The sequence below is a fragment of the Xanthomonas sp. NCPPB 2250 genome (genome assembly GCF_056725265.1).
Window position 1 is genome coordinate 125507 of record NZ_CM161520.1, and the last position, 15023, is coordinate 140529.

The 15023-nt window shown below is 72.6% G+C and carries 4 protein-coding genes; all 4 read left to right on the forward strand.

Features of this window, described 5'->3' with window-relative positions; all coding sequences use genetic code 11:
* The first annotated feature begins 173 nt into the window (after positions 1–173).
* The 4 genes from AC1PMG_RS00625 (at position 174) to recD (ending at position 14977) form a co-directional block, all read left to right on the forward strand.
* Entirely contained in the window at positions 174–5174 is a 5001-nt protein-coding gene (locus tag AC1PMG_RS00625) for a putative Ig domain-containing protein (RefSeq protein WP_481111734.1), read from the forward strand.
* Positions 5175–5629: 455 nt separating this feature from the next.
* The gene (gene recC / locus AC1PMG_RS00630; RefSeq protein ID WP_481110276.1) at positions 5630–9037 is read left to right on the forward strand and encodes an exodeoxyribonuclease V subunit gamma; all 3408 of its coding nucleotides are present in this window, start codon (positions 5630–5632) and stop codon (positions 9035–9037) included.
* Positions 9034–12858 (forward strand): exodeoxyribonuclease V subunit beta, encoded by a 3825-nt coding sequence (gene recB / locus AC1PMG_RS00635; protein ID WP_481110277.1) that lies wholly within the window; start codon positions 9034–9036, stop codon positions 12856–12858. Before recC ends, recB begins: the two co-directional genes overlap by 4 nt.
* 121 nt (positions 12859–12979) lie before the next feature.
* Complete coding sequence (gene recD / locus AC1PMG_RS00640) at positions 12980–14977, forward strand: exodeoxyribonuclease V subunit alpha (RefSeq protein ID WP_481110278.1); 1998 nt, start codon at positions 12980–12982, stop codon at positions 14975–14977.
* Positions 14978–15023: the final 46 nt, after the last annotated feature.

A 15023-nucleotide genomic window follows, 5' to 3' on the forward strand; every position in this document is an offset into this window, starting at 1 on the left:
CGCGGCGCCGGATTTGTTGTTCCAATGGCCGCGCGACGCGCATGGCCGATGCTTGCTGGGCCGATGTTCCGCGAAGTCCGAGGCACCAGGATGGCTGCCAGCGCCCATGGGGTGGCGCGATTTAGGGGAATCGAAATATGTCTACGAATTGCACCGTGTCGAGCGGCGTGCGCCTGACGTTGCGTTGGCTGATGGCGCTGCTGCTGATGACGACGTCGCAGGTCTGTCTGGCTGCCTACTGCACGACGCCGCAGACCGCGACCGTGAACGCGGGTCAGTCGGTGACGTTCGACGTCAGTAACTGCGATGGCCCCGACAACTTCGGCATGAGCGATGGCGCGCAACCCTCGCACGGAAGCTACTCCCTCACCGGTCAGCTCGATGGTGTCGGCACGCAGCGCGTGACCTATACCAACAACGGGGACGGCGCGACCTCGGACTCGTTCTATCTGTTGGACCAAGACAACGGTCAGGTCGTCTTCAACATCACCATCAACCCCTCGCGCACCGCCAGCATCGCCGTCTCGCCGTCCAGCGCCAACGAAGACAGCGGGACGGCCTTCGTCTACACGGTGACGCTGAGCCAGACCAACAGTTCGGCGACCACGGTGAACCTGACCCGGAGCGGCACCGCGACCAGCGGGACCGACTACACCGGCGCGGTCACCAGCGTCGTGGTGCCGGCCAACACGACGTCCGCCAGCTTCAGCGTCACCCCGGTCGCCGACACCACGGTGGAGCCGGACGAGACGGTGATCTTCCAGGTGGCCAGCGGTAGCGGCTACTCGATCGGCAACCCGTCCAGCGCCACCGCCACCATCGTCAACGACGACTATCCCTCGGCGAGCATCGCGGTGTCGCCGGCCAGCGTGTACGAGAACGGCGGCAATAATCTGGTCTACACCGTCTCCCTGAGCCAGCCTTCGCCATCGGCGCTCTCGATCGGTTTCAGCGTGGGCGGGACGGCGACGTCCGGTACCGATTACGCCGCGGTCAATTCGCCGCTGGTGATTGCGGCTGGTCAGACCAGCGGCACGATTACCGTCAGTCCCACCCCCGACACCACGGTGGAGCCGGACGAGACCGTAGTGATCAGCCTCAACGCGGGCAGCGGCTACACCGTCGGTTCGCCGTCCAGCGCCACCGGCACCATCCTCAACGACGACCAGCCGGCGCTGTCGATCAACAACGTGTCGCAGAACGAAGGCAATGCCGGCAACACCGCGTTCACCTTCACCGTCTCGCTCACCCAGCCGGCCGGCAGCGGCGGGGTCAGCTTCAACATCGCCACCGCCGACGGTACCGCGACCGCGGGCACCGACTACGTCTCCTCCAGCGTGAACGGGCTGACCATTCCGGCCGGCAGCAGCAGCGCCACCTTCACCGTGCAGGTGATCGGCGACACGCTCAACGAGCCGAACGAAACCTTCTTCGTCAACGTCACCAATGTCAGTGGCGCCACGATTGCCAGTGGGCAGGGAGTGGGCACGATCAACAACGACGACGCGCAGCCGGCGCTTTCGATCGGCGATGTCAGCGTCGCCGAAGGCAACAGCGGCACCACCACGGCGACGTTCCCCGTCACCCTCAGCGCCGCCAGCGGCCAGACCGTCACGGTCAACTATGCGACCGCCGACGGCAGCGCCAACGCTGGCAGCGACTATGTCGCCCGCTCCGACACGCTGACCTTCTTGCCCGGCACCACCACGCAGAACGTGGCCGTCACGGTCAACGGCGATACCACCGTCGAGCCGGACGAAACCTTCACCGTGACCCTGTCCGGTGCCAGCAACGCCACCATCGCGCGTGCCACCGCGACCGGCACCATCCTCAACGACGATGCGGTGGTGACGATCTCGCCGACGTCGCTGCCGGCGGCCACCGCCGGCACCAGCTACAGCCAGACCCTGAGTGCCAGTGGCGGAACCGCACCGTATGGCTTCGCGATCACCACCGGCACATTGCCGGTGGGGATGCTGCTGAGTTCCGCCGGCGTGCTGTCCGGCACGCCCAGCGGCAGCGGCAGCTTCAATTTCACCGTGTCCGCGACCGACAGCGGCGGGTCGCCCATCAGCGGTAGCCGTGCCTACACGTTGACGGTGGCGGCGCCAACCGTGTCGCTGCCGGCGACGACCCTGCCCAACGGCACCGCCGGCCAGGCCTACAGCGCGTCGATCACCCAGGCCAGCGGCGGCATCGCCCCGTACACCTATGCGGTCACGGCCGGCGCCTTGCCGGCGGGCGTGACCGTCAACAGTGCGAGCGGTGCGCTCAGCGGCACGCCCACCGTGACCGGCAATTTCAGCTTCACCCTGGTCGCGACCGACAGCACCTCCGGCACCCCGGGCCAGGCGGCGCGCAGCTATACGCTGGCGATCGTGGCGCCGACCCTGACCGTCGCCCCGTCCACGCTGCCGTCCGGGACCGCGGGCACCGCCTACAGCCAGACGCTGAGCACCAGCGGCGGGACGGCCCCCTACACCTATGCGCTCAGCTCCGGTGCCTTGCCTGCGGGCCTGAGCCTGAGCAGCGCCGGTGTCCTATCCGGCACCCCGACCGTGGCCGGCAGTTTCACCTTCGTCGTCGGCGTCACCGATGCCGGCAGTTTCGGCGGCTCGCACGCCTACACCCTGTCCATCGCCTCGCCGACCCTGGCCATCACCCCGCCGACGTTGCCGGCAGCGGCGATCAACGCCAGCTACAGCCAGGCGCTGAGCACCAGCGGCGGCACCGCGCCGTACAGCTATGTGCTCAATGCCGGCGCCTTGCCGAGCGGGATGAGCCTGAGCGCGGGCGGCGTGCTGTCCGGTACGCCGACCACGGCCGGCACCTTCGCGTTCACCGTGGGCGTTACCGACGCCAACGCCTTCACTGCGGCGCAGGCGTTCACCCTGACCGTGGCCTCGCCGACGCTGACGCTGGCGCCGCCGGCGCTGCCGGCCGGCATCGCGGGCAGCGCCTACAGCCAGGCGCTCAGCGCCACCGGCGGTACCGCGCCCTACAGCTACAGCCTCGCCACCGGCGTGCTGCCGGCCGGGCTGAGCCTGAGCGCCGCCGGCGTACTGTCCGGTACCCCGACCCAGGCGGGCAGTTTCGTCTTCACCGCCACCGTCACCGACAGCACCGCCGGCGTCCCCGGCCAGGCCAGCCGCAGCTACACGCTGAGCATCGCCGCGCCGACCCTGACCCCGGGGCAGCCGACCTTGCCTGCCGGCACCGCGGGCACGGCGTACAACCAGACCCTGAGCACCAGCGGCGGCACCGCGCCGTACAGCTACAGCGTGGTCAGCGGCGCGCTGCCGACCGGGATGAGCCTGACCACGGCGGGCGTGCTGTCCGGCACGCCGAGCGCGGCCGGCAGCTTCGCCTTCAGCATCAAGGTGAGCGACGCCAACGGCTTCTCGGCCACGCAGGCCTACACCCTGACCATCGCCTCGGCGGTGCCGGCACCGGTGGCGGCGAACGACACCGGCGCCACCCTCGTCGATACCGCGCTGACCCTGGCGGTCACCGGCAACGACACCGGCAGCATCGACAGCATCGCCATCGCCACGGCGCCCAGCCACGGCACGGCGACCGTCGATGGCGTGCGCCTGGTGTACACGCCGGCGCCGGGCTACGTGGGCGTGGACAGCGTGCACTACACCGCCATCGGCGCCGGCGGCAGTTCGGCGCCGGCGGTGGTCACCATCACCGTCAACGCCCGCCCCATCGCGGTGTCGGTGACGGTGCCGGCGGTGACCGGGCAGGCGCAGACCCTGGACGTCACCCGCGACGCCACCGGCGGTCCGTTCGTGGCGGCCGCCGTGGTCGCGGTGCTGCCGGCCAATGCCGGTACCGCCACGATCACCCGCGCGGCCGCGAAGGCTGCGGGCGTGCCGACCGCGGCCGCGGACGACGGCCCGGGCTTCATGCTGACCTTCGTGCCGAACCCGGCCTTCTCCGGCAACGCCACGGTGCGCTTCACCCTGTCCAACGCGTATGCGACCTCGGCCGAGGCGGACATCGTGTTCATGATCGCGCCGCGCCCGGACCCGACCCAGGACGCGCAGGTGCGCGGCCTGATCGACGCGCAGGCCGAGTCGACCCGGCGCTTCGCCAAGGCGCAGATCGACAACTTCCAGCGCCGCCTGGAGGCGACCCACCGGGGTGCGCGCGGCTTCGACAACGGCGTGAGCTTCCAGGCCGGCTCGCAATGCCGCCAGCGCGATCGCACGCTGCAGAGCGATCGCAACCTGGACGCGCAAGCGTGCGATCCGGCCAACCGCGACCTGCGCGACGGCGCCATGGACGGCGGCGCCGACACCGCGTCGGCGGCACCACGCGATGCCACTGCGGCAGGCGATCTCGGCCTGTGGGTGGGTGGTGCGATCCGCTCCGGCAGCCTGGACAAGCAGTCGCAGCGCGCCGGCGTGGATTTCCAGACCGATGGCCTGAGCCTGGGCGCCGATTACCGCGTCTCCTCGTCCTTCGCATTGGGCGCGGGCGTGGGCTTCGGCCGCGACGACAGCGATGTCGGCCGCGACGGCAGCCGCAGCAAGTCGACCGCGTACACGCTGGCGCTGTATGCCAGCTATCACCCGGGCCAGACGCTGTTCTTCGACACCCTGGTCGGCTACCAGCTGCTGTCCTACGACCTGCGCCGCTACGTCACCGACAACGGCGCGCTGGCCGAAGGCGACCGCAGCGGCCACCAGTGGATCGCGTCGCTGTCGGCCGGTGCCGACCTGCAGCGCGGCGATTGGCAGATCACCCCGTATGCGCGGGTGGATGCCGCGCGCGCCACGCTGGACGCCTACAGCGAAGCGGCGATGGCGCCGTACGCGCTGCGTTACGAGGACATGGACGTGGCCACCACCACCGGCAACCTCGGCCTGCGCCTGGAATGGCGCCGGCAGATGACCTGGGGCCGGCTGACCCCGCAGTTCCGGCTCGAGTATCAGCACGACTTCCAGGGCCGTGGCGACGCCACGCTGGGCTATGCCGACATCGTCGGCGGCACCCTGTACCGCACCGGGCAGAGCGTGTACGACCGCAACCGGCTGATGCTGGGCGTGGGCGTGGTGTTCAGCACCGACCAAGGTCTGTCCACGCGCGTGGAATACCGCGGCGTGACCGACGGCGGCAGCGGCAGCGACCAGACCTGGATGTTCAACGTCGAGAAGAAGTACTGACGTTCAAGCCCCTCTCCCCCCGGGAGAGGGGTTGGGGTGAGGGTTCGGCGCGAAGCGACTCGCGATGTCTGGGTGCCCGAGGCTACGCCCGTACCCTCATCCGGCCCTTCGGGCCACCTTCTCCCGGTGGGAGAAGGGAAGAGCTAGCCCCTCTCCCCCGGGAGAGGGGTTGGGGTGAGGGTCCGGCGCGAAGCGTCCCGCGATGTTCGGGTGCACAAGGCTGTGCCCGTACCCTCATCCGCCCCTGCGGGGCACCTTCTCCCGATGGGAGAAGGAGACGGCTAGCCCCTCTCCCCCCGGGAGAGGGGTTGGGGTGAGGGTCCGGCGCGAAGCGACTCGCGCTGTCTGGGTGCGCGAGGCTGCGCCCGTACCCTCATCCGGCCCTTCGGGCCACCTTCTCCCAGCGGGAGAAGGGAACAGCGCCGCCTGCCCGCATCCGGCACAATGCCCGGCACATGCCTGCCCCATCCGCGCCCGATTTCCGGCTGTATCCGTCCAACGCGCTGGATACCCTGGCCGCCCTGCTCGCCGAAGAACTGCGCCGGCCGCCGCCGGAGCAGCCCTTGCTGGCGCCGGAGGTGGTGCTGATCCCGCAGGTGGCGATGCGGCGCTGGCTGCAATCGACCCTGGCCGCCGTGCACGGGGTGGCGGCGAACCTGGAATTCCTCACCCCCGGCGAGTTCGTCGCGCGCGCGCTGGAGCGCAATCTCGGCGCGGCGGCCGACGACCTGGACATGGCGACCATGCATTGGCGCCTGTACGCGGCGCTGCAGGGCGACCTGGGCAGCGACGCGGCGCTGGCGCCGCTGGCCGGCTATCTGGCCGACGGCGATGCGCTCAAGCCGTGGAGCCTGGCCGGCGAGCTGAGCAACGTGTTCGAGAAGTACCAGGCCTGGCGCCGCGACTGGCTGCTGCGCTGGGAAGGCGGCGCCGACCCGGACGATCCGCAGGCGCGGCTGTGGCGGCGCATCGCCACGGGCCGCGCCTACCGCGCACGCCGCATCGGCCAATACCTGGACCGCTACGCGCGCCCGGACGGGCCGCTGCCGCAGGGCCTGCCGCGGCGCCTGTTCGCCTTCGCCGTGCTCAACATCTCCCCCGACGTGCTGCGCGTGCTGGCCACGCAGGCGCGTGCCGGCACGTTGCACTTCTACCTGCCGACCCCGGCGCAGGGCTACTGGGGCGATCTGCAGACCCTGTGGCAGCGCCGCCGCGAGGGCGGGGCGGTGGACCTGTTCGCCGAGCAGGTGCAGGAGAATCCGCTACTGCAGGCCTGGGGCGCGGCCGGGCGCGACTTCATGGCGCTGATCGGCGACTACGAGGTGGTGCATCCGCTGGCCGAGATCGCGGTCTACGCCGATCCGCTGGAGTCGGGCCGGCGCGCGCTGGCCGACGGCGGCCTCGGCGACAGCCTGCTGCGGCGCATGCAGAGCGACCTGTTCCATCGCCGCGCGCCGGCGCGGCCGGCGCCGCTGCCCGCGGTGGATGCGCACGATCCCAGCCTGCAGGTGCATGCCTGCCACACCCGCCTGCGCGAACTGCAGGTGTTGCACGATCAAGTGCGCGCATTGCTGGACGATCCGCGCTTCGAGCCGCCGCTGCAGCCGCGAGAGATCGCGGTGCTGTCGCCGGATATCGACCCCTATGTGCCGTACCTGGACGCGGTGTTCGGCGGCCACGCCGGTGACGACGCCTTGCCCTATGCGTTGGCCGACGCCAGCCCGCTGGCCAGCGAGCCGTTGGCCGAGGTGTTCCTGGCGCTGCTCGGCCTGCCGATCGCGCGCTTCGGCCTGCACGAGATCCTGGACCTGATCGCCAGCGCGCCGATCGCCGAGGCCGCCGGCCTCGACGAGGCCGGGCTGGAACGCCTGCGCAGCTGGCTGCACGCCGCTGGCGCGCGCTGGGGCCTGGACGCGGCGCACCGGCAGCGCCACCAGGCGCCGGCCGACGACGCCTACACCTGGCGCTTCGCCCTGGACCGGCTGCTGCTCGGTCACGCCAGCGGCGCCGAGGACGACATCGACGGCGTGGCGCCGTGGCCGCAACTGGAAGGCAGCGCCCTGGCCGCACTGGACACGCTGCTGCGCCTGCTGCGCGTGCTCGACCGCCACCAGGCCGCGCTGGCCGAGCCGATGCCGCCGGCGCAGTGGCGCGAAGTGCTGCTGGGCCTGCTCGAGGCGCTGCTGCCGCAGAGTCCGTCGGCGCCGCGCCAGCAGCGCGCGCTGGAGCGGCTGCGCGCGCTGATCGACCAGTTCGCGCGCGATGCCGCCCGCGCCGACTACGCAGACGCGGTGCCGGCCGAGGTGGTGCGCGCGCACTTCGCCGCGGTGCTGGGCGAATCGGACACGCGCGCGCCGCTGCTCACCGGCGGCATCAGCTTCGGCCGCATGGTGCCGATGCGGCTGCTGCCGTTCCGGGTGATCTGCCTGCTGGGCATGAACGATGGCGATTTCCCGCGCCGCGATCCGGCCGCCGGGCTCAACCGCCTCACCGCCGAACTGGGCACCACGCGCCGCCGCCACGGCGACCGCTCCACCCGCGAGGACGACCGCTTCCTGTTCCTGCAGCTGTTCGCCTCGGCGCAGGAAGTGTTCTACCTGAGCTATCTCGGCGCCGACGCGCGCGACGGCAGCGTGCGCGAACCCTCGCCGCTGGTCGGCGAACTGCTGGCCTGCGCCGCCCAGTACCATGCCGACCCGGCCGCGGCCGCGGCGCTGGTGGTGCGGCATCCACTGCAGCCGTTCGCCGCCGCCGCGTTCGGCGCCACCGGTGCCGAGGCCGCCGACCCGCGCCGTTTCAGCTACCGTCGGCAGTGGCGGCCGGCGGTGGACAGCCTGGTCGGCCAGCGCCAGCCGCTGGCCCCGTGGATCGACGCGCTGCCCGCCGCGGCCGACGACGCGCTGCCTTCGCAGCTGTCCATCGACGACCTGCGCCGGCTGCTGTTCGATCCGGCCGGGCAGTTCCTGCGCCAGCGCCTGGGCCTGCGCCTGCCCGATCCGGCGCAGGCCGACAGCGACCTGGAACCGCTGCTGGCGCCCAGCCGCGGGCTCGATCAGTACGGCCTGCAGCAACAGGTGTTCGAAGCGGTGCTGCGCGAGGACACCGACGCCCTGTACGAACGCCTGCGCGCCCGTGCACTGCTGCCGTCGGGGCCGCTGGGCCGGCGCCAGCTCGACGAGCGCGTGCGCCAGTTGCGCCCGTACGCCGAGGCGTTCCGGCAGTGGCGCGGCAGCGATGCCGCGCCGCTGGCGCCACGGTTGCAGGTGGACCTCGACGGCACCGCGCTGCACGGTCGCCTGCCGGGCTGGTACACGCCGGGCGTGGCACGGGTGCAGGTGGGCGCCTTGAGCGGGCGTAGCGCGATCCGCCACGGCCTGGAATGGCTGCTGCTGCGCGCCGCCGGCGAACGCGTGCCCTACGTGCGCTTCTTCGACCACGACGACAGCCTCGGCCCGCATCCGATGGACCGCGACCCGCTGCCCGCCGCGCAGGCGCAGCAGGCGCTGGCCGAGCTGCTGCAGCTGTATCGCCACGGCCGCCAGGCGCCGCTGGCGTTCGCGCCGTACAGCAGTTGGAAGTACTACCAGGCCGCGCGCGCCGGCGATCTCGACAAGGCGATCAAGGACGCCGCCGCGCAATGGCAGGCCAGCTTCGGCTGGAGCGAGGCGGACAGCCCGGAACTGCGCCTGGTCGGCCGCGGACGCGACCCGTTCGCCGATGCGCAGCGTTTCGCCGACTTCGCCGCCACCAGCCAGCGCGTGTTCGGTCTGCTCGAACAGGGCGACGCCGGCCCCGCGCTCGATCCCGAACGGCTGAGCGAAAGCTGGCAGCGCTGGCGCGGCACGCAGGAGGACGCCGAATGAGCGCCGCGCCCGACCGCGACCCCTACCTGCAGTTGCCGCTGCACGGCGTACGCCTGATCGAGGCCAGCGCCGGTACCGGCAAGACCTTCACCCTGGCCACCCTGTTCACCCGTCTGGTGGTCGAACGCGGCCTGCGCCTGGGCCAACTCCTCGCCGTCACCTTCACCGAGGCCGCCACCCAGGAACTGCGCCGGCGCATCCGCGAGCGCCTGGCACTGGCGGCCAGCCTGGTCCCCGATCCCGACCAGGACCTCGTAGGAGCGGCTTTAGCCGCGACAGACAGCACGGACAGCGCGTCGACGCCGCAACAAGACCCGCCCGACGTCGCCCTCACCCGCGACATCCTCACCGCGCACCTGGCCACAAACACCGAAACCCCCACCGCCCTGCGCCGCCGCCTGCAGCAGGCCGCCGAGGACATCGACCTCGCCGCCATCTTCACCATCCACGGCTTCTGCGCGCGCGTCCTGCGCGAGCATGCGCTGGAAAGCGGCCAGGCCTTCGCCGCACCGCAACTGCTCACCGACGACCGCGAACTGCTGCGCGACGTCGCCGCCGACCTGTGGCGGCAGCGCGCCGCCGATCCAGCGATGGCCGAGGACCTGGTGGCACTGTGGCCGGGCGGACCTGACGGCATGGCCATCGATCTGCGCGAACTGGTGCGGCATCCGACGCTGTTGCCGGCCGCGCCGGTCTTTTCCGCCGAGGACGGCGCCGTGCTGCAGCAGGCCGCGCAGCGCGCCGGCATGGCGCTGGCCGAGGCGTTCCGCACCCACGGCACCGCCTGTTTCGAAGCGATCGCCGCGGCGATCGAGGCCGGCGTGCTCAGCAAGGTCAGCTACAAGCCCGACTGGCTGACCGCGTTGTGGCACTGGCTGGACGCCTTCGCCGCGGCGCCGGCGGCGGACGTGCCGCCGCATCCGAAGCTGGTCAAGCTCACCGCCGCCGAACTGGCCGCCGGCACCAACAAGAAGCACGCCGAGCGCACCCCGGCCTCGCCGCTGGGCCACGCCATCGATGGCTACCTCGCTGCGTTGGCGCAGCTGGCGCAGTGGCGTACGCGACGTCGCATTTGTCTCTTGCACGCGCTGCGCGCCGACGCGGCGGAGCGGCTGGCCTATCTCAAGCGCCAGCGCCGCGTGCAGACCTACGACGACCTGGTCGACGGCGTGGCGCGCGCGCTGGAAGGCCCGCACGGCGCCGCCCTGGCGCAGCGGCTGCGCGCGCAGTACGCGGTCGCCCTGGTCGACGAATTCCAGGACACCGACGACCGCCAGTGGACGATCTTCCGCAAGGTGTTCGCCCCGGCGACGGCCGATGCCAACCTGGCGCAGGACGATGCGGCGCTCGCGCCATCGCTGTCGGCGCCGGACGACACGCCGCCATTGCTGGCCCTGATCGGCGACCCCAAGCAGGCCATCTACGGCTTCCGCGGCGGCGACGTGCGCACCTACCTGGCCGCCGCCGCGGATGCCGAACGCGCGCCGCCGCTGGCGCACAACTTCCGCTCGCGCCCGGCGCTGCTGGCGGCGATCGACGCGCTGTACGCGCAGGCCGGCTACGCCGAGGCCTTCCTCACCGACGGTATCGCCTTCCACCCGGTGCAGCCGGGCAGCAAGCGCGTCGATGCCGACCTGCAACGCGGCGGCGTGCCGGCCCCGGCGCTGACCGTGTGGTGCGCACCGGAACCGCCGCCGCCGGCCACCGCCAAGCCGGGCAAGCCCAAGCCGTGGAGCGCCGGTCGCGCCCGCGAGTTGTGCACTGCCGCCTGCGTGGCGGCGATCCGCGGCTGGCTGGCCGAGGCGCGCGACGGCAGCGCCAGCTTGCTCGGCCACCCCGTGCAGGCCGGCGACATCGCGGTGCTGGTGCGCAGTCATGGCGAGGCTACGCGTATCCAGCAGGCGCTGGCCGCGGCCGGCATTCCCGCGGTCGCCGCCGGCCGCCGCAGCCTGTTCGCCACTGATGAAGCACTGGAACTGCTGGCCCTGCTGCAGGCGCTGCTCGATCCCGGCGACGACGGCCGCCTGCGCGCCGCACTGGCCACCGTGCTGATCGGCGAGGACGCCGCGGCCATCGCCACGCTCGACCACGACGGCGAGCGCCACCGTCGCTGGCAGCAGCAGGCGCTGGACTGGCGCGAGCGCTGGCAGCGCGGCGGCCCGCTGGCGCTGATCGGCGACCTCGGCGCCGCGCACGGGCAGCGCCTGCTGGCCCTGGTCGATGGCGAGCGCCGCCTCACCAACTACTTGCAGCTGGCCGAGCTGCTGCAGGAAGCCGACACCCGCGCGCTCGGCCCGCATGGCCTGGTCGACTGGCTGGCGCGGCGCATCGCCAACGCCGACGACAGCGACGAAACGCAGCAGCTGCGGCTGGAGTCGGACGCACGCCGTGTGCAGATCGTCACCCTGCACAAGAGCAAGGGCCTGGAGTATCCGCTGGTGTTCCTGCCGTACGCCGGCATCGGCCGCAGCGAGCGCAGCCCCGGGCGCCACTGCGTGGTGCCGGCGCCGCACGGCGGGCGGCAGTTGCAGTGGAACACTAGCCGCAGCGGCGGCGAATCCGACCCGGCCTGGGACACCGCCGAAGCCGCGTGGAAACAGGAACAGCGCGCCGAGGACGCGCGCCTGCTCTATGTCGGCCTGACACGCGCCGAACACGCGCTGTGGATCGCCACCGGCGCCTTCCCGCAGCACGAACGCACCGCACTGGCGCCGATGCTGCGCGACCTCGACGCCTTGCAGGCCGCCGCCGGTCCCGGCGCGGTCGCACTCGACAGCACACCGCCGCCGGCACAACTGCCGCGTCTGCCACCCGAGCCGGCGCCGCCGGTGCCGCCGGCGCGCGTGCCGCAGCGGCGCGTGTTGCCGGAGTGGTGGGTGTACAGCTTCACCCAGCTCGCCAACGCCGACGCCGGCAGCGACCCGATGGCCAGCGCCACCGTGCCCAGCAGCGGCGGCAGCGACGAACCCGCCGCCACCGAGCCGGTCAGCGCCGCGGTGGAAGTGGACATGGTCGACCGTCGCTTCGTCGGCAACCGCTTCGGCGTGGCCATGCACGACGTGTTCGAGCGCTGCGACTTCGCCGCCTGGCGTAGCTGGCAGCCAGGGCAGCCAGCACCGGCCGGGCAGGCCACCGCCATCGTCGAAGCGCTGCAGCGCGGCGGCTATGCCGAGGACGAACTGGAAGACGGCACCGCCATGCTCACCGCCCTGGTCGGCAACACCCTCACCGTGGCCCTGCCCGAAGGCACCTGCCTGGCCGCGGTGCCGGACGCGCAGCGACGCAACGAAATGGAATTCCACTTCGCCATGCGCCCGACCCGGGTCGACGCGCTGCTGGCGCTGCTGCACCGCTTCGGCGTGGCCGGCGAGCGCCAGGCGTTCGGTACGAGGCAGCGCCTGGAGGGGCTGATGACCGGCCTGATCGATCTCACCTACCAGCACGACGGCCGCTGGTACGTGCTCGACTACAAGTCCAACCGCCTGCCGGCCTACGACCCCGACGCCCTGGCGCGGGCGATGGCGCACAGCGAGTACACCCTGCAGGCGCTGATCTACACCGTGGCGCTGCACCGCTGGCTGCGCTTCCGCCTGGGCAGTGCCTACGACTACGCCCGCGACTTCGGCGGCGTGCGCTACCTGTTCTGCCGCGGCCTGGACGCGGCATGCGACCCATCGCCGGGCGTACACGCCTGGCGCTTCGACCCAGACCTGATCGAAGGCGTCGACACCCTCTTCGCCGGTGCCCCGCTCGAGCCCCTCTCCCCCCGGGAGAGGGGTTGGGGTGAGGGTACGTCCACTCACGGAGCCCCCACCCCGTGAGCCACCCCACCCACGTCCTGGCCGCCCTCCACCGCGCCGGCACCCCGCGCCCGCTCAAGCCCCTCTCCCCCCGGGAGAGGGGTTGGGGTGAGGGTACGTCCACTCACGGAGCCCACACCCCGTGAGCCAATCCAACCTCCTCGCCACCCTCTACCGCACCGGCACCCTGCGCACGCTCGACCACGCCTTCGCGCACAGCCTGAGCCGCCTCGACCCGAACACCCCCGACCTGGTCCTGGCCGGCGCCGCCCTGGCCTCGCTGGCAGTGGCCAGCGGCCACGCCGGCCTCGACCCGGCACGCGCCAGCCTCCTGCTCGACAGCCGCGACGGCGCGCCGCCTGCGCTGCCCAACGCAGACGACTGGACCCGCGCGCTGGCCGCCTCGCGCTGGGTCGCGCAACCGGCCGCCGAAGATGCCGCCAGCCCCGACAGCCCGCTGGTGCTGGAACACGGCCTGCTCTACCTGCGCCGCTACCGCGAGTACGAGCGACGCCTGGCCCTGGGCCTGCGCCGCCTCGCCGCGCAGCCGCTGCCGCACAGCGACCTCGCCGCGCTCGCACCCCTGTTCGCCCAGCTCTTCCCTCTCCCCCCGGGAGAGGGTGCCCGCAGGGCGGGTGAGGGTCCGACCGCTAACGATCCATCCGACCGCCAAGCCCAGGCCGCCGCGCTCGCCCTGCGCCGCGCCCTGCTGCTGGTCACCGGCGGCCCCGGCACCGGCAAGACCACCACCATCGCCCGCCTGCTGCTGCTGCGCCTCGCCCAGGCCCGCGCCGCCGGCCTGCCGCCGCCGCGCCTCGCCCTGGCCGCGCCCACCGGCCGCGCCGCCGAGCGCATGGCCGAGAGCCTGCGTGCCGCCGTGGCGCGCGCACTCGCCGACGGCGTCGACCCCACCCTGGCCGAGGCGCTGCCGGCCGGCGCCAGCACCCTGCATCGCCTGCTCGGCGTCATCCCCGACCTGCCGCGCTTCCGCCACGACGCCGACAACCCGCTGCCGTTCGACCTGATCGTGATCGACGAAGCCTCCATGGTCGACCTGCCGCTGATGTGCAAGCTGGTCGAAGCCGTGGCCGACGGCGCGCAACTGATCCTGCTCGGCGACGCCGACCAGTTGCCCTCGGTGGAAGCCGGCGACGTGCTCGCCGCGATCCTGCAGGCCGCCGGCGCCGGCGACGCGCTGCAGGCCGACGACGCGCAGGCGCTGCAGCCGCTGCTCGGCCACGGCGCGGTCGCGCACGACCACGGCGGCCTGGCCGGACACCGCGTGCACCTGCTGCGCGGCTACCGCCAGGCCCAGGACTTCGCCCTGGCGCCGCTGGCCGACGCGGTGCGCAGCGGCGATGCCGACGGCGCCCTGCGCCTGCTGCGCGACGGCCAGCTCGCCGGCGTGCAGTTCCACGAGGGCGTCGACGACCCGCTCGCTGCCGGCGGCGATGCCCTGCTCGCGCACTGGCGCGCCCTCGGCGACGCCGACGACCCGGCCCAGGCCCTGCGCGCTGCCGCGCGCTTGCGCCTGCTCACCGCCGTGCGCGCCGGTCCACAGGGCGCGCGCGGACTCAACGCGCGCATCGAGCAGTTGCTGGCCGAGACCGCCAGCGGCGCGCGCCGCCTCGGCGCCGCCTCGCCTTGGTTCCACGGGCGCCTGCTGCTGATCACCGAGAACAGCTATCGCCACGGCCTGTTCAACGGCGACGTCGGCATTTGCTTGCGCGACGCGCAGGGCACCCTGGTCGCCTGGTTCGACGGCGCCGGCGACGGCCAGGTCCGCGGCTTCCACCCGGCCGCGCTGCCCGCGCACGAGAGCGCCTTCGCCATGACCGTGCACAAGGCCCAGGGCAGCGAATTCGACGAAGTCTGGCTGCAGTTGCCGGCCCGCGACGCCCGCGTGCTCAGCCGCGAACTGGTCTACACCGGCATCACCCGCGCCCGCCGCGCGCTGCACATCGCCGCCAGCGAACCGGTGCTGCGTGCCGCCCTGGCCCGGCACGCGGCGCGGATCTCGGGGTTGGCGTGGCGGTTGGGGGCGGCGGAGCCGCGTGTCGATCAGCCACCAACGCCACCACCGCCGTCAACGCCTCCAGCGAAGGATGAGCTGGTCCCCAGCCAGGGCACGTTGTTCTGACTGCTGCGGGCGCGTTGCACTGCGCGCCCGATTCGCCTGCGGCAGA

Coding starts and splice junctions, on each gene's coding strand:
- recB (WP_481110277.1), top strand. CDS start 9,034: ATGAGCGCCGCGCCCGACCGCGACCCCTACCTGCAGTTGCCGCTGCAC.
- recC (WP_481110276.1), top strand. CDS start 5,630: ATGCCTGCCCCATCCGCGCCCGATTTCCGGCTGTATCCGTCCAACGCG.